The organism is Vagococcus sp. WN80Y (assembly GCF_059621045.1).
The window spans coordinates 1-21,119 of record NZ_JCAQHY010000153.1; the positions used below are offsets into that span (position 1 = coordinate 1).

The 21,119-nt window shown below is 38.6% G+C and carries 19 protein-coding genes; all 19 read left to right on the plus strand.

What is annotated here, in order from left to right:
• Positions 1-317 precede the first annotated feature (317 nt).
• The 19 genes from AC5KOD_RS11765 (at position 318) to cydB (ending at position 21,113) form a co-directional block, all read left to right on the plus strand.
• Entirely contained in the window at positions 318-848 is a 531-nt protein-coding gene (locus tag AC5KOD_RS11765; protein ID WP_496914759.1) for a recombinase family protein, read from the plus strand.
• Positions 849-1,015: 167 nt separating this feature from the next.
• Positions 1,016-1,318 carry an LPXTG cell wall anchor domain-containing protein gene (locus AC5KOD_RS11770; RefSeq protein ID WP_496914760.1) on the plus strand — a complete coding sequence of 101 codons (303 nt, stop codon included), beginning with the start codon at positions 1,016-1,018 and terminating at the stop codon, positions 1,316-1,318.
• The gene (locus AC5KOD_RS11775; protein WP_496914761.1) at positions 1,315-2,022 is read left to right on the plus strand and encodes a WxL domain-containing protein; all 708 of its coding nucleotides are present in this window, start codon (positions 1,315-1,317) and stop codon (positions 2,020-2,022) included. Before AC5KOD_RS11770 ends, AC5KOD_RS11775 begins: the two co-directional genes overlap by 4 nt.
• A 49-nt stretch (positions 2,023-2,071) precedes the next feature.
• Entirely contained in the window at positions 2,072-2,869 is a 798-nt protein-coding gene (locus AC5KOD_RS11780) for a WxL domain-containing protein (protein WP_496914762.1), read from the plus strand.
• A 16-nt stretch (positions 2,870-2,885) separates the two neighbouring features.
• On the plus strand, positions 2,886-3,650 hold the full coding sequence (locus AC5KOD_RS11785) for a WxL domain-containing protein (protein ID WP_496914763.1): 765 nt from the start codon (positions 2,886-2,888) through the stop codon (positions 3,648-3,650).
• Positions 3,651-3,672: 22 nt separating this feature from the next.
• The gene (locus AC5KOD_RS11790; RefSeq protein ID WP_496914764.1) at positions 3,673-4,476 is read left to right on the plus strand and encodes a WxL domain-containing protein; all 804 of its coding nucleotides are present in this window, start codon (positions 3,673-3,675) and stop codon (positions 4,474-4,476) included.
• A 30-nt stretch (positions 4,477-4,506) separates the two neighbouring features.
• The gene (locus AC5KOD_RS11795) at positions 4,507-5,304 is read left to right on the plus strand and encodes a WxL domain-containing protein (protein ID WP_496914765.1); all 798 of its coding nucleotides are present in this window, start codon (positions 4,507-4,509) and stop codon (positions 5,302-5,304) included.
• Between the two features lie 41 nt (positions 5,305-5,345).
• The gene (locus tag AC5KOD_RS11800; RefSeq protein ID WP_496914766.1) at positions 5,346-6,146 is read left to right on the plus strand and encodes a WxL domain-containing protein; all 801 of its coding nucleotides are present in this window, start codon (positions 5,346-5,348) and stop codon (positions 6,144-6,146) included.
• Between the two features lie 249 nt (positions 6,147-6,395).
• Positions 6,396-7,502 carry a WxLIP family cell surface protein gene (locus AC5KOD_RS11805; RefSeq protein WP_496914767.1) on the plus strand — a complete coding sequence of 369 codons (1,107 nt, stop codon included), beginning with the start codon at positions 6,396-6,398 and terminating at the stop codon, positions 7,500-7,502.
• Between the two features lie 69 nt (positions 7,503-7,571).
• Complete coding sequence (locus AC5KOD_RS11810) at positions 7,572-9,959, plus strand: hypothetical protein (protein ID WP_496914768.1); 2,388 nt, start codon at positions 7,572-7,574, stop codon at positions 9,957-9,959.
• 160 nt (positions 9,960-10,119) lie between these two features.
• Positions 10,120-10,470, plus strand: a complete 351-nt coding sequence (locus AC5KOD_RS11815; RefSeq protein WP_496914769.1) for a hypothetical protein — start codon at positions 10,120-10,122, stop codon at positions 10,468-10,470.
• Positions 10,471-10,525: 55 nt separating this feature from the next.
• A complete protein-coding gene (locus tag AC5KOD_RS11820) occupies positions 10,526-10,876 on the plus strand; it encodes a hypothetical protein (protein ID WP_496914770.1) in 351 nt (116 codons plus the stop codon).
• An 838-nt stretch (positions 10,877-11,714) separates the two neighbouring features.
• The gene (locus AC5KOD_RS11825) at positions 11,715-12,185 is read left to right on the plus strand and encodes a CtsR family transcriptional regulator (RefSeq protein ID WP_496914771.1); all 471 of its coding nucleotides are present in this window, start codon (positions 11,715-11,717) and stop codon (positions 12,183-12,185) included.
• A gap of 5 nt (positions 12,186-12,190) precedes the next feature.
• The gene (locus tag AC5KOD_RS11830; RefSeq protein ID WP_496914772.1) at positions 12,191-14,662 is read left to right on the plus strand and encodes an ATP-dependent Clp protease ATP-binding subunit; all 2,472 of its coding nucleotides are present in this window, start codon (positions 12,191-12,193) and stop codon (positions 14,660-14,662) included.
• Positions 14,663-14,829: 167 nt separating this feature from the next.
• The gene (locus AC5KOD_RS11835; protein WP_496914773.1) at positions 14,830-15,756 is read left to right on the plus strand and encodes a peptidase U32 family protein; all 927 of its coding nucleotides are present in this window, start codon (positions 14,830-14,832) and stop codon (positions 15,754-15,756) included.
• Positions 15,757-15,771: 15 nt separating this feature from the next.
• Complete coding sequence (locus AC5KOD_RS11840) at positions 15,772-17,016, plus strand: peptidase U32 family protein (protein WP_496914774.1); 1,245 nt, start codon at positions 15,772-15,774, stop codon at positions 17,014-17,016.
• Between the two features lie 189 nt (positions 17,017-17,205).
• Positions 17,206-18,555: a glutathione-disulfide reductase gene (gor, locus tag AC5KOD_RS11845; RefSeq protein WP_496914775.1), complete on the plus strand. Its 1,350-nt coding sequence runs from the start codon at positions 17,206-17,208 to the stop codon at positions 18,553-18,555.
• Between the two features lie 142 nt (positions 18,556-18,697).
• A complete protein-coding gene (locus AC5KOD_RS11850) occupies positions 18,698-20,092 on the plus strand; it encodes a cytochrome ubiquinol oxidase subunit I (RefSeq protein WP_496914776.1) in 1,395 nt (464 codons plus the stop codon).
• A 7-nt stretch (positions 20,093-20,099) separates the two neighbouring features.
• Positions 20,100-21,113 carry a cytochrome d ubiquinol oxidase subunit II gene (gene cydB / locus AC5KOD_RS11855; RefSeq protein ID WP_496914811.1) on the plus strand — a complete coding sequence of 338 codons (1,014 nt, stop codon included), beginning with the start codon at positions 20,100-20,102 and terminating at the stop codon, positions 21,111-21,113.
• Positions 21,114-21,119 lie beyond the last annotated feature (6 nt).

Genomic DNA, 21,119 nt, shown 5'->3' on the forward strand with positions numbered 1-21,119 from the left:
ACTCCTTTTTGATTATGTTTTGTTTGCACTTACATTATATCAAAAATGGGGAGGTTCTCTTTTTTTATTTAATTCAACCCCTTATGCCGCAAGGCATTGAAATTATGAAATTGATTCAACTCTATAATAAACTATAGTTTTTTAGACACGATGATAACACGCATTATGTATCACTTCTTAAAATCAAAGAACCCTTTAATAATGGGGTTTCTTTGATTTTTAGGAGTGTTTTTGTGCTTATAAGTTGCGTGTCTAACATACTATAGTTTTTAAGAGAGTCTGAAGTGTTGGTACAGTGACATAGGAAGGTGATTGTAATGAGTTTGTACGGCTATGTTCGGAAAAATTATCCAATAACAACAACTGAACAATTGACTGAACTTGTTGGGTATGTTTGTACAGAAATTATAATTGAAGATAGTGATTTTGGCGTGACAGATGAATTAACAGCAATGCTTAACAAATTGGTTCCTCAGGATCAAGTGATTGTTTGTGATTTAAGAGTATTTGCAAAGTCAGCAAAAGAATTAACTGAGTTGGCTCTGCTGCTGGATGAAAAAGACGTGCGACTAATAAGTGTTAAAGATAAACTGGATACGTCCTTAACTAATCGTTTTTCAGAACATTTAGCGATTATTGGAAAAATGGAAAGTCATCATCGACGTTTTATCTATCAGAAAAGGCAGGAGCAAACACGCCTTAACGGTAAACAGGTCGGAAGACCGACAGTTGATGAAACTGTTATTGAGCAAATTCAATTTCTATTTAACAGTCAAGGTTTAACCATGAGGCAAGTGGCAGAGGAATGTGGCGTCTCTTTAGGGACTGTCCATAAATACGTTCGTTAAAGAGTGTGATTATGTTATGTAACAACAGGTAACTTGATGGAAATGAACTAGTATGGTGATTAATTTAGTAAGACATCTTGATTTGTTTCACCCAATGTAAGAAAAGTCATTCTCTGTTTAAGAAAACCTGAGTGTGTATAAACTAAAAATAACGAGGAGGGAATGCATTGAAAAAGTTTCAAGTCATTTTGATGACTATTGTAAGTTTATGGTTAAGTTTTATTTTAATTGGGATGCCAGCAAATGCAGCTGAAATGGATGTGTCAGTTGGGATTGAGTTACAAGCTGAAAAACCATCAGAATCAAGTACACCATCGACATCAGAGCCTATATCTTCAGTAAAGAGGGCTGCTCTTCTGCCTCGAACAGGCGAAAGTAAAAAGTCGATCTTGTCATTAATTGGTGCCGTTGTAGTGGCTGGAACAAGTGGAATTGTCTGGCAAAGACGCAGGAAGGACGGTGTCAAATGAAAAAACACCTATTGCTGATGACCGTTTTGTGTTTAGGGGCTGTAGTGAATGGTGGTCAAACTGTCGTATATGCTCAGGGCTCTCAAGAAATTGAGGCAAGAGCAGATAGTGAATTTAAAGCCAATGATGGCATTGTTGATCCAGTTGACCCCGATGATGATGATGATATTGTTCCTGTTCATCCACCAACAGCAGGTCCGTTAAGTATTAATTATGCTTCAAATATCGAATTTGGGCTGCACAAACAAACCAAAACGGATCAAATTTATTATGCTCAGGCAGATGAAGTGACAATTATTAGTTCGCAAGCTAAAAAGAAATATCCAACTTTTGTTCAAATAACAGACTTAAGAGGGACGCAGGGAGGATGGTCACTTGGTGTCCGTCAAAATGGTCTTTTAGTTAACAAAAGTGGGACTAAGTTGAAAGGTGCCAGTTTGGCAATGTCGGCTATCAAAGTCGACTCTCAATATGGTAATACAGATAAGCCAGATGGTTTACAACAAAATGTAACTCTAGGGGATGGTGAAATAGTTCAAATAGTATCTGCTAAAAAAGGAACAGGCAGTGGTACTTGGAATATCTACTTAGGAGATATGAGTGATAGTTCAAAGAATGTTAAGTTGAACATCCCTAAAGGCGTTATTAAAGAAAGTGGTAAATACGCCACAAGCTTAACATGGTTTTTGCAAGATGTTCTTTAAACGGACTCTTGAAAAGATAGATTAATTCAATCAAGAAGGGGACATGAATATGAAAAAGATTAGCAAAATAACCTTGGTTTCTTCAATGGTTTTAGGTGGCGTGTTTTTTGTAACATCAGCACTAGCGGCTGAATCACAGTCAATTGACACTCGAGCAGACGCGGAGTTTAAAGCACCAGGACCAACAACACCGGTCGACCCAGTCGATCCAGAGGATCCAGATCCAAAACCAATTGATCCAGTCGATCCAGTTGACCCGACGCCACCTGTTTATCCTGGTGGGCCGCTACGATTAAATCATGTACCAACTATTTCGTTTGGTATTAATAATATTTCTAATAAAACAGCAAATTATTTTGCTAAGTTGGAGAACGTTATTGATACAGATACAAAAGTCACGTCAGCGAAAGCGAGCTTTGTAGAAGTGGCTGATGAAACAGGTACACAAAAAGGCTGGACGGTTAATGTATCTAGTGATGGTGTTTTTAAACCAACTAGAGGTTTAGCTAAAGAGAATATTTTAGGCGCCATTACATTATCAAATGGAGCTGTCAGAGGGTTAAATGGTATGGATACCCAACCTGAAAAAGCACCAGTTGCTAACAGCTCAATTGTAATCGGCAATGGTGCCGCGACAACATCTACGGAAGTCTTGAAAGCAGATGCAGGTAAAGGGTATAACAAGTGGCAGGTTAGATACGGGCATTCTGACAATTCGACTGTTGTAGGGGATGATGATACTTTACGTAACCCAGAAGTGAAATTAACGATTCCGCAAGGGCAGTTTGTCCAAGCAGGAGAGCAATACTCTGCTAAAGTTGTTTGGACATTAGCTCAAGGATTATAAAGGAGGAGACAATTAGATGAAAAAGCAAGGAATTATTTTAGGAATCGCTTTGTTATCGTCTGTTTTAGGGGCAACAACAGCACAAGCTGCACCGGGTGATGGGACAACTAGTGGGACAGTGAAATTCAAGCCGTCAACAAGTTCTGGAGAGGTGATCAAACCAGAACAGCCTGATTTAATCATTGTGCCAGAAACAGGCAATAATACAACAGGTGAGTTACGTTTGGAACATGTTCCAAGTTTTGATTTTAGCGAACGAGAAAATGTAATCGGCGTTAAATCTTATAATCCAATTTTAGAGAAGTATAAGGAAAAAGGGGGAGTTGACAGTTTTTCTATTCCGCATTTTATTCAAGTAACTGATGTTCGTGGAACGAATGAAGGCTGGCATTTGACTGTCTCTGCTACTAAATTTGTGACCTCTACAAATGAAGAGTTACCAAATGCACGGATTAGCTTTACTGAAAATAAACTATCTAATGAAGTGTACGCTGATACAGATATTGCAGACAAGGTTAGTGTTTTTGCGGGTAAACAAGCAATAACGATTCCAGTGGGAAGCACGGCACCAGTTTTAGCGACTAAATCGGATACTGATGCTCATACAACTAGTGGAACACGAACTTCTGTTGTTTTGAATAATGCTTACACACCAACAGAGGTTTATTCTGAAACAGCTGAAAATTCGGGTGTTAATTTAACGAAGACCGCTAATGACATCATTACTGTTGGCAAAGACTATACCTCAACCATTACTTGGAATTTAGTAGCGGGAATCTAATTTTATAAAAAGGAGAAAAAGTATGAAAATAAAATTATTAGTGTCAAGTTTAGTATTAGGCAGTTTATTAGCGGCTGGGGCAACCACTGCGTCTGCAGCAGAGACTTCAAAAACTACGGATGGAAAAGTTGGTTTTGATACGCCAGCCAATCCCACTGGACCAATTGTTAAACCAGATGAAACAGGGAATACAGAGGATGAAATCTTATTACCGGGTGAAGGTGCTTCTGGTACTGGGAACTTGCGTATTCAGTTTGTTCCAAACTTAACTTTTGACACGATTACCTCTATTAGTAGCGCTGAACAAGTCAAGAATGTTAAAACTCTTAATTACACGAAAGGTGGCGTAGCTGGGAAAATTGCCCCCTTTGTTCAAGTAACTAATAATTCGGGAACGAATCCTAATTGGGATTTAAGAGCGACATCAACTCAGTTTGCTGAAGTTAATGCTGGTGGTGAAGTTGTTCCAGGAGGACACGTCTTGACAAATGCTTATATCTCATTAGAGGGTAGTACGTTAACTGCGACATCTGGTGTTAACACAACAGCTGCTAAAGATCTTTTAAAAGGCCAAGACAAGGCGACTGTAGCGACTAAAAAGATTCCGACAGATAACACAACGTCTATTTCAGTTTTATCCGCTCAAACAGGTAAGGAAACGAATGGTTTGCAAGTGTCTAATGTTTTCCATGATAATTATTTAATGGCTGACACATTTGATTCTGGCGAGACAGCAGGTGTTAAATTTGTTAAACCTCAAGGAATGGCTGCGCAAAAAGTGAGTTATAAATCAGTGATTACATGGTCATTGGCTGACGCACTATAATTAAAATAATATGATTAAGGGAGTAATATGATGAAAAAAATAGTTTTAGCAATAAGTCTTTGTGCCACAGTTTTAATTGGCGCACAAACAGCCAGTGCAGCCGACGCGTCTGCTACTACAAATGGGGCCGTTAATTTTAGACCTAACGCTACTACAGGTGATATCCATACGCCAGATGAAAATGACAATACAACAAATGAACCGGAAGTTATTGAAATCACGGATGGAAACAATAGTGGTGCAGGACTGTTAAGAATTCAATTTGTACCAAACTTAAACTTTAAGGATGTCAATGGAATCAGTGCTCAAGAGCAAATTACACCGGTTAAGGTTATTGATTATAAGGTTAAAGGGGAAGCAACAGGTAAGAAAATTGCGCCTTTTGCTCAGGTTACAGATGAACGTGGAAATGCGGCCAATGATTCTTATTGGAAGTTGAGTGTTAAAGCAACACCTTTTGTTGCGACTGTAGGAGCCGGCACAGATGAATTAACTAATAGCAAAATCGTCTTGAATGGTAGTACTCTTACACAAGATTATGGAACCTCAGCCGATGCGGGTAACTTAGTGACAGGTCAGACGCCTAATGCAGTCATTAATACAGATGGTACAACTGAAACGGTTATTATGAGTACAAAAGCGAATCAAACAACAGGTGGTACTCAAGTTTCAAACGTCTTCCATAATGGCTATGTTAAGGATAAAGCAGATCAGTATCCTGGAGATGTCACAGATGGTGTTCAATTTGTCAAAATTGCCGGAAAAGCAGCTATCAAAGATGTTGAATACAGTTCTACCTTAACATGGACCTTAGCAGATGCTCCGTAAAGTAATAACCGATAATAATTTTAAGAAGAGGATGATTTAATATGAAAAAGAGTCAAGTATTAGCAAGTTTAGTTGTAACATCAATCGCATTAGGAGCATTAGCGCCTACAACCTTAGCAGCATCATCAGCAAGTGCTCCTACAGAGGGAAAAGTTATTTTTGGGAAAGTGGGGGAAACAGATACAGGAGATATTACAAAACCAGATACAGAAGATGAGTTGATTGACATTCCTGGTGGCGGTTCTACGGCAGGTCCATTAAGAATGACTCATGTACCGAATTTTGATTTTGGCACTGTTTCAATTCAATCTGAAACAAAAGAATTCCCAGCTACTGCTGAAGTATTCAATAAAAAAGGGGAAACAGCTACGGCTAATATCGCTCACTTTGTTCAGGTAGAAGATATTCGCGGGGAATCAGCTGATTGGAATGTGACAGTTTCTTCAACTAAATTTACATCACCAGGGAAGCCTGATTTAGCTAATTCACATGTTGTCTTAAAACAAGGAACGCTATCAAATACACGTATTGCGACGACTGATTTAGCGGATATAATTGAAAATAATGCAGCGGATCTTATTATTCCTAATGATGGAACAGCTATTGCGCTGATGTCTACAAAAGCAGGTAAAAATACAGATAGTTCAAAAACATCCGTTGTGTTTAATAATGCTTATGATGGTGTTTCCGCAGATGCTGGGTTAACGCTAGTTCCTGGTAAAACACCGGCAGAAGATAAGTATGTTAATCCAGGTGTTGTTTTAAAAGCTTATGGGACAGATGAAAAGTTAAAAGTAGGTTATACAGCTAAACTTACATGGACACTAGCATCAACATTATAACAGTTATCATAATCGTGGAGCCTGTTTAACAGGCTCTAGCGGTTAATTTAGTCAATTTGTTAATAAACAGCTATTTGTGGAATGTAACAAGAAGTATGAGTGTGGAATGAGAAAAGAAAGCCTAATTTTTCGCTTTCCAAGTAAAGTACTAACACATAACTAAATAGTATAACAAGAAATAGAGGGATGAGCAGTTTTAGTTTGCTTGTTAAATATTATCAATTATATGTTAAGAAGGAAGTGGAAAGTGTGAGTGTTAAAAAAATTAGTATCATGTTAATTAGTTTTATTGGCTGTTTAGGAATATTAGGTGCTTTTCCGAGTATAAGTTCAGCGGATACGACCCCTTTGTCAATCAAGGCGATTTTACCTGAAAATCAATACAATAAGGATGTTTCTTATTACCATTTAATGATGAAGCCAGGTGAAAAGCAAGACATTGAATTGCAACTTTTTAACAGCTCTGATCAGGACACCGTGGCTCTTGTTACATTAACAGCTGCAACAACTAATAATAATGGACTACTTGACTATAATATGGTGGATAAGAAAGTTGATAAAAGCTTGCTGTATCCATTTACTGAGATTGCCAGCTCACCTAAAGAAGTAGCCATTCCGAAAAAGTCAGATGTTGTGACCAAAATTTCGATTAATATGCCTTCAGAGGAATATGACGGCATGATTTTAGGTGGGATTAATGTTCGCGCTAAAAAAGAGAAAAAAACCGATAACGATAAGTCAGCAAGCGGCATGAAGATTGAGAATGAAATGAATTATTCGATTGGTGTTGTTTTAGTTGAGAATGAGACAAAAGTCAAAACGAATATGACGTTGTTACGTACGTTTGCCAGTCAAGTTATGGGAAATAATACAACGAAGGCTGAGCTTCAAAATCCGACATCTGCAGTGATAGAAGATCTGGCTATTGAAGCAAAGGTTTACAAAAAGGGAAGCAATACGGTTCTTTATGAAACAAAGCAGGAAGGTTATCGTATGGCGCCTAATTCAAACTTTGAGTTTGGTATTCCGATTGGCAAGGAACGTTATCAAGCAGGGGAATATGACATTAAGCTCACCGCAATATCAGATCCAAAAGACAAAGAAAAAAATGGAGAGCGTCAGGAATGGACATTTGAAGATTCATTTACCATTAAACGATCAGAAGCAGATGCTTTAAATGCCAAAGCTGTTGATTTACCACCAGATTATACCAAATGGTATATTATTGGAGGTGTCTCTGCTGTTGTATTGATTGGTGGGATAGTCACCATCATTGCACTAGCTAAGCGTAAGAAAAAAGAAAAAGAGCGTCAGAAGCGCAAAAATAAAAAAAGTAAACGTAGTTCAAGAAAATAAAAGGTTGTTGATAACAGGTTGACGTTGTCAGGTAATCAAATCTGATAACTGAAGGAGTGGATCCAAAATATGAAAAAAAACAAACGATTGAGAGCAAAATTAATTGGCTTGTTGGTCTTAATTGGTACAATTGCAATTGGAAGTAAAGCATTGACACGTGATTTAATTTCTGGAGAAGAAGTGACATCTAAAACAACTGTTAATTCAGATGCGGAAGAAAGTGTCGATGACAAGAAAATAGAATCAAATGATGCTACTGAGATGATGAAGACCTTGAACGGTGAGGCAGTAGCAGAGGAATTGAAGTCTAGTCTGCAAGGGAGAACTACGCGGATTAGTCGTGAAGACGATTTAGTGGCAGATGGCTGGAAAAAGATTACGATACTTGAAGAGGGGCTTATTCCCTTGAAAAACGGGAATAAGCTCTCCTTCTACTTTGGAACACGAAGGAGACTAGGATCACCTATCTCTCCTTCTGCTGTTACTTATAATAAAGAATTGCCAAATGCAGAAGTTATTACTCCAGACAACCAACGAATTCAACATATTCATTGGGCTGATGACATGGACTCCCTCAAATTAGGCGCACCGTCCTCTGCTAATTTGGTTGTCGGGCAAAAAGGGCAACAATACGGAACACCAGGGACGTCATGGTCTGACTATGGTTATTATGTAAAAACTTTGCCTGATGGGATGAAGTCGTATAAATTAATTTATACGCCAACGGGCTACATAACGGGGAACTTATTTACTTCTGGAAAGAACTTTCAATATGAAACGACGATGACAGGGAATGTCAAAGGGTTTGTGGAAGTTAGTCAACAGGTTCGTAATATTACCGATACCAATTATCCTAATTTTGTTTTTGCGAGAACCATAGATACGAACGTTAATGGCAAAGATAAAGTTGACATTAAATTATTGGGCGACAATAAAGGGATATACATTGAATCTGATGGCTATCGATTGGATTATGATTTTAGCACTGCTAATCCATCAACTAATTGGATGGGAAGTGAGTGGACCCATTCAAGTCTTTTGACTAAAGAAGCTTATGCATGGATAAAAGCTTTGACGTCTCCTGTTATGTTTGGTGGGAAGCTACAGACATTTGCCTTTGCAAGTGAAGAGGCAGTCGGACAAGAAACTGATAGCCGACCAGCTGGAACGCCTGTCGTTGAAGGAATTGATTCGGCTATTCATATGAAGAGCGTTTATCCTACCTTTAATGTAGGGGATGAAGTGTCTCATGATTACATCATCCGCTTAAATAAAATTACTAATGTAACATTGACATTAGATAAAGCCACTGAGACGATTAATTATGGTGTACCTTATAGTTTTAGTGGTAAGTGGAGCGAGATTGCATCTGATACTGTTAGTTTGTACTATGAGCTGGATAATGGTACTCGCCATGAAATAGCCAAAGATGTTCCCAACACAATTGCAAATACTCAGTATCCTTTTACTGGACTTATTCCACAGGATCAATTAACGATTGGTGATCATACGTTAAAAGTGATTGCGATTAACGAAGATGGTGTTGAGGACAGTGATACAATGATTCTTAAAGTGCGTAGTCAAGCAATTGGTAAATATGTGGACGAAGAAGATCCAACAGTAAGCATTGCGCCCGATTCAGTTTCTAATAAAGAAGTTGGGCAGGACTACAGTTTACCTTTGAAGGATTTAACACCAGATTATGAATTTGTTAGTGTGGATAAAGGGTTCATAAGTGGAACGGACCCTAATCAAGTCGTGACTGGTCAGTTGGGAAATAGCTCAACAGTGGTCACTTTTACGTATCGGAAAATACCTAAAGAAGTAACGGCAACGATCAAGTATGTACTTGAAGATGGTGTGACACCTGTTAAAGATATTGTGAGTGGCAGCAATATTCCAACTAAGATAGTGACTAACCAAGTCATTGGCAGTCTCTTTGATTTCACTATGCATAGTCAAATCTTTGATGGTTATGATTTTATCAGTGCTGATAATCCAGCGACTGTTCCGGTAACTGATTTTACTGTAGTGGTAAAGTACAAAGGATTTCTTAAATTAACTAAAGTGACACCCGATGTTGATTTTGGTTTGAAAAATGAGTTGATTGTTTTAGGGGTGAAGGAAATTAGACCATCACAATCGATTACGGTTGATATTATGGATACCCGAGAAAGTACCGTTAATTGGAAATTAAGTTTACACCAAGAAAAGGTTTTTGTTAATACAAAAGGTGATCCATTTAAAGGTGAGATTCGCTTTAAAGACAAGCTGAATAAAGATATTGCCATTACCGATAGTCAACAAACAATCCAAGTTCGTCAGACAGAAAAATTAGGGATGGCTTCAATTACATGGAATAAGGACACAGAAGGACTGTACTTGAAACAAAAACCAGGTAACACAAAAGATACTTATGAAGGTCAATTAATGTGGACGTTGACTGATGCGCTATAGTGGTGCACGCAATATTAACAGAAGTAGAGACGCAGCTTATGATGGTCTAAATGTTGAAATAATGTTTGATCATATTTATGATTTTGTGGTTTCAGACTAAGATAGTCACGTAGTTAGAAGAGAGTCAATCTAAGTTGGTAAAATTGAAAGGATGAATACAATGAAAAAGGCAATGATGGCAGTATTAGCAGTAGTTTTAGGAGCAGTCTTCTTTTTAAATACGGCTTCAACAGAAGTAGAAGCGACATCAAGAAAAGCAGTTTATGATGGTCCAAATGTTGAAATGATCAGTGTTAAAAAGCAAACGAGTATTTTAAAAGGTGAGGTAAGAGTACGTACATCAGAGCCGACATCAACAAAATACGCTAAAATAACGGTTGCTTATAATGGCTCAAGATATTATGATAGCTGTGCTAATTATATCCGTTCAGAAGAAGTATTTGATGATAAAGGATCAGCAACAGGCGAATTTGATCATATTTATAGATTTTGTGGCTGCAGACTAAGATAGAGACGTAGTTAGAAGAGAGTCAATCTAAGTTGGTAAAATTGAAAGGATGAATATAATGAAAAAAGCAATGATGGCAGTATTAGCAGTAGTTTTGGGAGCAGTCTTCTTTCTAAATACGGCTTCAACAGAAGTAGAGGCGACATCAAGAAAAGCAGTTTATGATGGTCCAAATGTTGAAATGATCAGTGTTAAAAAGCAAACGAGTATTTTAAAAGGTGAGGTAAGAGTGCGTACATCAGAGTCGACATTAACAAAATACGCTAAAATAACAGTTGCTTATAATGGCTCAAGATATTATGATAGCTGTGCTAATTATATCCGTTCAGAAGAAGTATTTGATGATAAAGGATCAGCAACAGGTGAATTTGATCATATTTACAGATTTTGTGGTTGCAGACTAAGATAGATTCTTTATTAGTTAAAAGTTCGATTTAGAGGGATTAATAGAAATTTAGTTGGAGGGTGAGACAAAAGTCTCGCCCTCTTTGTTTTCACGTATGTTATGTGACAAACGCGCTCCAAAAGCCTGCTCAACTACGTTTTACTTCGTTGACTTAAACTTCTAAGCAACTAAAGTTGCAAGAGTTAAGGCTCTTCGATGTCCCTTATTTTTAAGTGCTAAAGCACTAAGAATAACGACTAAAGCATTAAGAGTTGGGGGCTCGGCAATTTATTGCTTAGAGATAAGGTATCTAAGTTTACGTAGTGCACGGAGCAAAATGACTTTATGTCCCAGTTTCTTTGATTCACCTAATATGGCTGAAATCTAATAGATAAAAGTTTGTAGCGCGATTGTGAGGAGGTGGGACGACTGTCCAAATAATGTTATATCAACTCTATCTTTGGAAACGATTCAACTATATAACGGATTACGCTATTTCTTATTGGTCAATTGGCTAATTTTTTTCTAACCAGAGTACGTGAAATGAAGGCTCTTATTGGACTCTCGAAGTACGATATTTGTGTCAGAGGACAAAGTCCTTACATCGAATGTGCAACGAAACTGGGAATTGAATTTGAGGTAAAGTAACTATAGATAGGGATCTATTCTTTGGGTTTTTGTTGGTACTTTAATCAGACAAGAAAAGGAGGCTTTTTTCATTTTATTTGAGCAATCAACTTTAAATTTTTTTTGTTGTGGCAATTATGGTATTTAGAACCAAACTTCTTTCCCTTTACTGCCAAATTTAGTATAATGAAGGTCAAAGTTAGTCAATAAAATAGAGTTGAGGTGTAACAATATAATGGAGAATCAAAATATTTCTGATCTAATCGAAGAGTATTTGAAAGAGATTCTGAGAGAACAGGAAAAAATTGAAATTCGTCGAGCTGAAATGGCTACTCAATTCAGTTGTGTTCCCTCTCAGATTAACTATGTAATTAATACCCGTTTTACGGTCGCTCAAGGCTATAGTGTTGAAAGTAAGCGCGGTGGCGGTGGCTATATCAGAATTCAAAAGGTTAATTTGAATCATCATGGAGAGATATTAGCCGATTTAGCTCATGTGGTGGGGGATTCTCTATCACAAAATGATGGAATTGCTATTCTGCAACAATTGTACAATTATGATATTATTAGTAAGAGAGAAGGTAATTTATTACTGTCGGTTATTACTAATGATGTCCTACAGATGGATAAGGATAACGAAGAAAAAACTCGAGCTCGTATGATGAAGATGCTTTTAGAACGACTTCATTACGAAGAAAAGGAGTAATAATTATGGATGAATTATTTACAGAAAAGGCCAAGGCGGTCTTAGTGATTGCTCAAGAGCAGGCTAAGTATTTTCGTCACCAGTCAATTGGTTCAGAGCATCTGCTTTATGCCTTAGTCCTTGAAGAGGGGGGGATTGCAGGGAAAATTTTGCGTCAATCCGATGTTAAGGCCGAGGATATTAAGGAAGAAATTGAGAAGTTAACAGGCTATGGTTCTGCTAGAGGGTATAAAGAGAGTGGTTACTTACCGTATTCTCCTCGTGCTAAAAAGATTTTATCTTTTGCTGGAGATGAAGCGAAGCGTTTGGATGCGCCAAATGTTGGGACTGAACATATCTTACTTGGAATACTAAGGGATGATGATATTTTAGCGTCTCGTATTTTACGTAATTTTGGTTTAGATTTACCTAAGACGCGTCAGCTTATTTTGAAGAAAATCGGTGTGGTTGATACTAAGTCTAATAAGCAAGGAATGAAAAAAATGGCCAACCAACCTCGAACAGAGGAAGGGACTCCAACCTTAGATTCTTTGGCTCGTGATTTAACTGCGCTAGCTCGTGCTGGAAAAATGGACCCTGTCGTTGGCCGTACAAAAGAAGTTCAACGACTTATTCAAATTTTGAGTCGACGAACTAAAAATAATCCTGTTTTGGTTGGTGAGCCTGGCGTAGGTAAAACGGCTATTGCCGAAGGACTGGCTCAACGAATTGTCTCTGGTGAAGTACCAGAAGAAATGACTGAAAAACGTTTAATGATGCTTGACATGGGATCGATGGTCGCAGGAACAAAATACCGTGGTGAGTTTGAAGATCGAATGAAAAAAGTTATTGATGAGATTTATCAGGATGGTAATATCATTCTCTTTATTGATGAATTGCATACGCTAATCGGCGCTGGTGGAGCGGAAGGGGCTATTGATGCTTCGAATATTTTGAAGCCAGCACTCGCTCGTGGCGAACTTCAAACAATTGGTGCGACAACGTTGGATGAGTATCAAAAATATATTGAGAAAGATTCTGCACTTGAACGTCGTTTTGCTCGTATTTTAGTTGATGAGCCAACGGCTGATGAAGCGATTGAAATATTGACAGGTTTAAAGAAGCGTTATGAAGATCATCATAAAGTGACTATTACCGATGAAGCGATTCATGAGGCTGTTCATTTGTCGATTCGCTACATTAATTCTCGTCAGTTGCCAGATAAGGCGATTGATTTAATTGATGAGTCGGCTGCTAAAGTGCGGTTGAGTTTTTCTGATAAGGCGTCTCCACGAACTATTTTAGTACAAAAATTGGCAGTCATTAAAGCCGAAAAAGAAGCAGCAATCCATGAGCAAGATTTTGAAAAAGCATCGACTATTCGAAAAAAAGAGAAAAAACAAGAGCAAAAGCTTGCTTTATATGATGAAAAACAGCTAGCTGAAGGCGAAGTGTATACGCATCAGGTGACTGGTGAAGACATTGCGGGTGTGGTTTCGCAGTGGACGAGTATTCCTCTACAACAATTAGAGAAAAAAGAGAGCGATCGTTTATTGAAGCTAGAAGGCGAACTGCATAAACGTGTTGTAGGCCAAAATGAAGCGGTTGAGGCTGTCTCTAGAGCTATTAGACGTGCTCGTAGTGGTCTGAAAGATCCTAATCGTCCTATTGGCTCGTTTATGTTTTTAGGACCTACAGGAGTAGGGAAAACAGAATTGGCTAAGGCTTTAGCTGAGGCAGTATTTGGGGCTGAAGATGCGTTAGTTCGTGTTGATATGTCTGAGTTTATGGAAAAATATAGCACGAGCCGCTTGATTGGTTCACCTCCAGGATATGTTGGGTATGATGAAGGGGGCCAATTGACAGAGAAGATTCGTCAGAAGCCTTATTCAGTTATTTTATTGGATGAAGTTGAAAAAGCTCATCCAGATGTTTTTAATATTTTATTGCAAGTATTAGATGATGGTCATTTAACTGATTCTAAAGGACGTAAGGTAGACTTTAGAAATACGATTTTGATCTTGACGTCAAATGTTGGTGCAACGGCGCTTAAAGAAGATAAGTCAGTTGGATTTAACGTGTCGGATATTAGTCAGGATCATAAGGCGATGCAAGCCAAAATTATCGAAGAATTGAAAAAAGCATTCCGTCCGGAGTTTCTTAACCGAATTGATGAGACAATCGTCTTCCGTTCATTGGAAAAAGATGAGTTAAGGGAAATCGTGAAGATTATGAGTCGCTCGATTGTCACTCGTTTAGCTGAGCAAGAGATTGAATTGAAGATCACGGCATCTGCTTTAGATGTTATTGGTAAGGAAGGCTTTGACCCAGAATACGGGGCGCGTCCTATCAAGCGAGCTTTGCAAAAAGAGGTTGAGGATAAATTAAGTGAAGCTTTATTATCTGGTCAGATTGGGTTAGGTGATAAAGTGACAATCGGCGCTTCTAAAGGTAAGATTACCTTAAATGTTGCTGAAAAAGCCCTTGAAAAAGTTTAATAAAAGGGGTAAACTATAAAGGTAAAATAAATACAAACTTATAAGTTGGTAGGTGCAAAACCAAGGCGCCTACCATCTTTTTGCGTATTTTTATTGTGAAAAAACAAACAGAATTGAAAAGTGAGTATGTGAGTCAGTGAGATAGACGAAGAAAAGGGGTCTTTTATATGAATCAAATCGAAATCACGGCAACGGTAGAGTCTTTGGATCAAGCTAAGGAATTGCTTGAATCGGGGATTGATGTTTTATATTTTGGTGAGGAGTTGTTTGCTTTAAGGGTGCCTACTTATTTTTCACGAGATGAACAAAAATCGCTAGTTGAACTTGCTCATAGTTACAACAAAAAGGTTAGCATTGCGGTTAATGGAATCATGCACCCTGAGAAAATGACACTGATTCCAGAATATTTGGATTTCTTAGTTGCAATAAAAGCTGATCAAATTGTTGTAGGAGACACTGGGGTTATTTTTGTTTTGCAACGTGATCACTATGAGTTACCTTATATTTATGATGCACAGACATTGGTTACAAGTTCGCGACAAATTAATTTCTGGGCGAAACGTGGTGCGGTTGGTGCTGTGGTAGCCCGTGAAGTCCCTTATCTGGAATTAAAAGAAATGGCTGAGGGGCTAACTGTGTTTGGTGAGATACTGGTCTATGGGGCAACGTGTATTCACCAATCGAAACGACCGCTTGTTGAAAATTTCTTTTCATATATTAAGGCTGACGATGATGTTAGTAAAGAACGTGGTCTCTTTTTATCTGAGCCTAAAAAGGTGGAGACACATTATTCGGTTTATGAGGACAGTCATGGGACACATATTTTTGCTGATAGTGATGTCAATTTAATGATGGAATTAGTCAAACTTCAGGAAATGGCGTATGGACATTGGAAGCTTGATGGGATTTATACACCGGGTTCATCGTTTGTTGAGATTGCTAAGTTGTTTGTGATGGCTAAAGAGGCACTTTTAGATGGAAAATGGACAGAGTCTCTGGCTCGAGACTTAACGGTTAAAGTAGAAGCAAATCATCCACAGGAACGTAGCTTAGATACAGGCTTTTTCTTGATGGATCCAGACGAAGTCAAGTAGGGGAGGAGAATAGAGATGAAAACAAAAACAGAATTGAAACGTCCAGAGGTTTTAGCACCAGCTGGAACGTTGGAAAAATTGAAAACGGCTATTCATTATGGGGCTGATGCTGTTTATATTGGTGGAGATGCCTATGGGTTGAGAAGTCGTGCTGGGAATTTTAGTTTTGAGGAAATGGCGGAAGGGGTACTTTTTGCTAATAACTATGATGCTAAAGTTTATGTTGCAGCTAATATGGTCACTCATGAGGGGGATGCCAAAGGAGCAGGGGATTTCTTTCGTAAATTACGGGAGATTGGGATTAGTGCCGTGATTGTTTCTGATCCAGCGTTGATTGAAATTTGTGCGACAGAAGCACCTGGATTACCCATCCACTTGTCTACTCAAGCGTCAGCAACAAATTTTGAAACATTGGAATTTTGGAAGAATGAAGGGCTAGAGCGTGTGGTATTGGCCAGAGAAGTTTCTATGGAAGAGGTTGCGGCGATCCGAGCTAATACAACAGTTGAGATTGAAGCTTTTATTCATGGTGCAATGTGTATTTCTTATTCTGGTCGATGTACCTTATCGAATCATATGTCAAAAAGAGATGCTAATCGGGGAGGGTGTTCGCAGTCTTGTCGGTGGAAATATGATTTATTTGATATGCCTTATGCAGGCGAGCATCGATCATTACTTACAACAGGGGAAATCGAAGATGAGCCATTCTCAATGAGTGCTGTGGATATGTCGATGATTGAGCATATTCCTGATTTGATTCAAAATGGTGTGGATAGTTTTAAAATCGAGGGTCGCATGAAGTCAATTCACTATGTGTCAACGGTAGCTAATGTGTATAAAGCAGCTGTCGATAGTTACATGGCAGATCCAGATAATTATGAATGTAAACAAGAATGGGTTGATGAGCTTTGGAAGGTGGCTCAACGAGAGTTGGCAACTGGTTTTTATTATCAGACTCCTAGTGAAGAAGAGCAACTTTTCGGTGAACGTCGAAAAATCCCTGTTTTCAAATTTATTGGTGAGGTTCTTGCTTATGATGAAGCTACGGGAATTGCAACGATTCGTCAACGAAATCATTTTCGGATTAACGATGAGATAGAGTTTTATGGTCCAGGCTTTGCTCACTTTGAGCAGACGGTTGAAGAGATGTGGAATGAAGATGGCGAAGCGATTGAAAAGGCGCCAAATGCGATGATGATTTTGACAATGCCAGTTAAGCAACCGGTAAAACCGGGAGACATGATTCGCAAAAAGAAATAAGATGTGAGCTGTGACAAAAGTCGAAATTAGCGACTCTTTTGTCACAGCTCTTTTCATACGATAAGTAATACTAAAAGAGAGGGGGCTTGTAAGGTGTGGCAAGCTTGAATTCACAAACAGAACCCTTGATTTATAACCTCTCTTTTACGTATAATTCAAAGTGGTAGAGACTGCGAAAGGATGAAGATAATGAAGAAATTCGATTATATCGTAATTGGTGGCGGTAGTGGTGGAATTGCCTCAGCTAATCGAGCTGGGATGCATGGTGCCAGTGTTTTATTAATTGAAGGAAAAGAATTAGGGGGGACGTGCGTAAATGCCGGCTGTGTGCCTAAAAAAGTGATGTGGTCGGCGTCTCAATTGCGTGAAAACATGCTTTTAGATGCGGAAAGCTACGGGTTTGATGTCACAATTGGTTCTTTTGATTTTAGTAAGCTCGTTGCTAATCGTCAGGCCTATATTAAGCGGCTGAATGGGCTATACGAGTCAGGGCTAGAAAGCAATGGCGTGACGTATCTCAAGGGCTATGGCAAGTTTGTTGCTGAAAATATTGTAGAGGTGGATGGTCAGCAATTTACGGCGCCTCATATTTTAATCGCAACAGGCGGACAGACAAGTTATCCTAATATTCCCGGTGCCGATTTAGGGATTGATTCGGACGGTTTCTTTAAATTGACTGAGCTACCTAAGCGAGTTGCAGTAGTTGGTGCTGGCTATATTGCGGTTGAGTTAGCAGGTGTTTTAAATGGCCTAGGAGCCGAAACTCACTTGGCGTATCGCAAGGAACGGCCATTGAGACAATTTGATACAGAGATTGTTGAAGCGTTACTAGCGATTTATCAGCAAGAGGGAATCGTGACTCATGCACTATCAGTGCCCAAAAGTGTGAGTAAATCTCAAGATGGTTCGTTAGTCCTTCATTTTGAGACAGGGGAAGAGTTAGTGGTTGATGCAATTATCTGGGCGATTGGGCGTAAGCCAAATGTCTCAGGCTTGGATTTAGCTAACACACAAGTTGTATTAAATGAAAAAGGTCAGGTTAAAGTAGATAAATACCAAAACACGACGCAATCAGGTGTTTATGCGATTGGCGATATTATTGGCAAGCTAGAATTAACGCCTGTTGCTGTCGCAGCTGGTCGTCGGTTATCTGAGCGATTATTTAATGGTAAGACGGAGGAGCACTTAAATTATGAATTAGTCCCAACGGTTGTGTTTAGCCATCCGCCAATTGGCACTATTGGGTTAACCGAACAGGAAGCGTTAGAACAATATGGTGATTCTCAGATTAAAGTTTATCGCTCACAATTTAACCCGATGCAGTATGCGTTACAGGATCGTAAAGTAAAAGCAACGATGAAATTAGTCTGTCTAGGTGCTGAAGAAAAAATCATTGGTTTGCATGGTGTTGGAATTGGTATGGATGAAATGCTACAAGGCTTTGCAGTAGCGATTAAAATGGGCGCGACAAAGAAAGATTTTGATAATACGGTAGCTATTCACCCAACAGCAGCGGAAGAATTTGTTACAATGCGCTGAGCCTAAAAGGGATGAGTATCGTTATTAGCATATTTAATATTTTTTTTAGGGGATATTTTCTTTTTAGAGGATTATAGACTATAATAGTGATGTATTGATAATTATTATAAAGATGAAAAAATAACAAAAGGAGGATCTTTACATGGATGTATTAACATTAGCGCGGATTCAATTCGGAATGACGACTGTTTTTCATTTCTTTTTTGTGCCCTTATCCATTGGTTTAGGATTGGCCGTTGCTATCATGGAAACAATGTATGTTGTAAAGAAAGATCAAGTTTACAAAGACATGACTAAGTTTTGGGGAAAGATATTTTTACTTAGTTTTGCCGTCGGGGTTGTGACAGGGATTATCCAAGAGTTTCAATTTGGGATGAACTGGTCAGAGTATTCACGTTTCATGGGTGATATTTTTGGAGCACCTTTAGCTGTTGAAGCGTTACTGGCGTTCTTTTTAGAGTCAACCTTTATCGGTTTATGGCATTTTACGTGGGATAAAGTAAAACCACGTACTCACATGATTTTTATGTGGTTAGTTGCCATTGGGTCAACGCTATCTGCCTTGTGGATTTTAGCAGCAAATTCATTTATGCAAAATCCAGTCGGCTATCAATTTAATGAGGTTACTAAACGAGCAGAGCTAAAAAGTTTTGGCGCTTTATTAAAGAATCATCAATTATGGTTAGAATTGCCTCACGTTATCTTCGGTGCTTTTGTGACCGGTGGATTTGTTATTGTGGGAATTTCAGCTTGGAAAATGATGCGTAAAGAAGATATTACTTTCTTTAAAGAATCGATGAAAATTGGCTTAATTATTGGCTTAATTTCGTCTATTTTAACCATTGGTTTTGGTCACGCACAGACACAGGCTGTTATTGAAGATCAACCAATGAAGTTTGCGGCTATGGAAGGGATTTATGAAGATGTCGCCCAACCAGCACCGTGGAAAGTAGTTGGTTTGATGGATCAAAACGATCGAACTGAAGGGCCAGCAATAGAAATTCCTTACATGCTTACTTTATTAGGGAGCTCTCACGAAGGTGACTTCAAGGGAATGAATACCTTAAATGAAGAGATGAAAGAAAAATGGGGCGAGGACATGGAGTTTTACGTGCCAGTCAATACCTTGTTCTGGAGTTTCCGCTTTATGGCAGGATTCGGTTCTTTGATGGCATTATTAGCTGTTGTGGGATTATGGGCATTACGTAATGACCGTATCTTCAAAATGAAATGGCTACAAGTTATCTTCACGCTATGTATTGCTGCGCCATTTATAGCTAATACAAGTGGTTGGTTAATTACTGAGTTAGGTCGCTTTCCTTGGACTGTTTATGGGTTGTTTACCATTGCAGACAGTGTTTCTCCAAGTGTTACAGCTAATCAGTTGCTATTTACCAATATTGTTTATTTCTTAATCTTCTCATTATTAGGCGGTGTGATGGTCTTCTTAGTTCAACGAGTAGCTAAGTATGGTCCATATAAAGAAGATAAAGAAGCATTATCAACGATTGATCCATTAGCGAAGGAGGCGTTCTAGTATGGAAATGACTTTCTTACAACTATTATGGTTTTTACTAATCGCTGTCTTATTTATTGGCTTCTTCTTTTTAGAAGGTTTTGACTTCGGTGTCGGTATGGCTACGAAAATTTTAGCAAAAAATCGTCAAGAACGAGAACAAGTGATGGGAACTATTGGGCCTGTCTGGGATGCCAATGAGGTCTGGTTAATTACTGCTGGTGGTGCATTGTTTGCGTCGTTCCCTGAATGGTATGCCACTCTTTTTAGTGGTTACTATATCCCATTATTCTTAATTTTATTTGGTTTAATTTTACGGGGTGTTTCCTTTGAGTTTCGTGCTCACATGGAATCAGACCGTGGGCGCAATATTTGGGAGTGGGCGTTGTTTATCGGTAGCTCAATTACTCCGTTTCTATTTGGTTTAATGTTCACGAGCATGGTTCGTGGCATGCCAATGGAAGCTGATAAGAATATTTATGCTGGTTTTGGGGACTACGTCAACTTATTCTCAATTGTTGGCGCAGTTGCTGTTACGTTGATCTGCTTTATTCACGGATTGAACTACATCCGTTTGAAAACAGATGGCCCGATTCGTCATCGCGCAGGAATGTACGCTAAACGCCTTTATCCCGTCTTGTTTGTTGGGCTAGTGGTATTTGCTGGCTTGCTGTGGAAAGACACTGATTTCTTTGATAAACGGCCAATTTCAACGCTTATTATTCTAGTAGTGATTGTCTTAGCCGCAGTTGTTGCAGCTTACGGCTCATATAAAGACAAAGAGTTACTTTCTTTCTTATCTACGGGTGGTGTTTTAGCAGGAATCGTTGTGTTGCTATTCAACGGCTTGTTCCCACGTGTAATGATCAGTTCAATTGATACTGCGTATGATTTATTGATTGTTAATGCATCTAGCTCACCTTACACATTGAAAATAATGACAATTGTGACGGTTTGCTTATTACCATTTGTCTTAGCGTATCAAGCGTGGTCGTATTATATTTTTGGAAAGAGATTGAAGACAGGTAAAATAAAGGGGTAAACTCTG

What these genes read in the sequence shown, in the direction of transcription:
- AC5KOD_RS11765 (WP_496914759.1), top strand. Translation starts at nt 318, where the DNA reads ATGAGTTTGTACGGCTATGTTCGGAAAAATTATCCAATAACAACAACT.
- AC5KOD_RS11775 (WP_496914761.1), top strand. Translation starts at nt 1,315, where the DNA reads ATGAAAAAACACCTATTGCTGATGACCGTTTTGTGTTTAGGGGCTGTA.
- AC5KOD_RS11780 (WP_496914762.1), top strand. Translation starts at nt 2,072, where the DNA reads ATGAAAAAGATTAGCAAAATAACCTTGGTTTCTTCAATGGTTTTAGGT.
- AC5KOD_RS11785 (WP_496914763.1), top strand. Translation starts at nt 2,886, where the DNA reads ATGAAAAAGCAAGGAATTATTTTAGGAATCGCTTTGTTATCGTCTGTT.
- AC5KOD_RS11790 (WP_496914764.1), top strand. Translation starts at nt 3,673, where the DNA reads ATGAAAATAAAATTATTAGTGTCAAGTTTAGTATTAGGCAGTTTATTA.
- AC5KOD_RS11795 (WP_496914765.1), top strand. Translation starts at nt 4,507, where the DNA reads ATGAAAAAAATAGTTTTAGCAATAAGTCTTTGTGCCACAGTTTTAATT.
- AC5KOD_RS11800 (WP_496914766.1), top strand. Translation starts at nt 5,346, where the DNA reads ATGAAAAAGAGTCAAGTATTAGCAAGTTTAGTTGTAACATCAATCGCA.
- AC5KOD_RS11810 (WP_496914768.1), top strand. Translation starts at nt 7,572, where the DNA reads ATGAAAAAAAACAAACGATTGAGAGCAAAATTAATTGGCTTGTTGGTC.
- AC5KOD_RS11815 (WP_496914769.1), top strand. Translation starts at nt 10,120, where the DNA reads ATGAAAAAGGCAATGATGGCAGTATTAGCAGTAGTTTTAGGAGCAGTC.
- AC5KOD_RS11820 (WP_496914770.1), top strand. Translation starts at nt 10,526, where the DNA reads ATGAAAAAAGCAATGATGGCAGTATTAGCAGTAGTTTTGGGAGCAGTC.
- AC5KOD_RS11825 (WP_496914771.1), top strand. Translation starts at nt 11,715, where the DNA reads ATGGAGAATCAAAATATTTCTGATCTAATCGAAGAGTATTTGAAAGAG.
- AC5KOD_RS11830 (WP_496914772.1), top strand. Translation starts at nt 12,191, where the DNA reads ATGGATGAATTATTTACAGAAAAGGCCAAGGCGGTCTTAGTGATTGCT.
- AC5KOD_RS11835 (WP_496914773.1), top strand. Translation starts at nt 14,830, where the DNA reads ATGAATCAAATCGAAATCACGGCAACGGTAGAGTCTTTGGATCAAGCT.
- AC5KOD_RS11840 (WP_496914774.1), top strand. Translation starts at nt 15,772, where the DNA reads ATGAAAACAAAAACAGAATTGAAACGTCCAGAGGTTTTAGCACCAGCT.
- gor (WP_496914775.1), top strand. Translation starts at nt 17,206, where the DNA reads ATGAAGAAATTCGATTATATCGTAATTGGTGGCGGTAGTGGTGGAATT.
- AC5KOD_RS11850 (WP_496914776.1), top strand. Translation starts at nt 18,698, where the DNA reads ATGGATGTATTAACATTAGCGCGGATTCAATTCGGAATGACGACTGTT.
- cydB (WP_496914811.1), top strand. Translation starts at nt 20,100, where the DNA reads ATGACTTTCTTACAACTATTATGGTTTTTACTAATCGCTGTCTTATTT.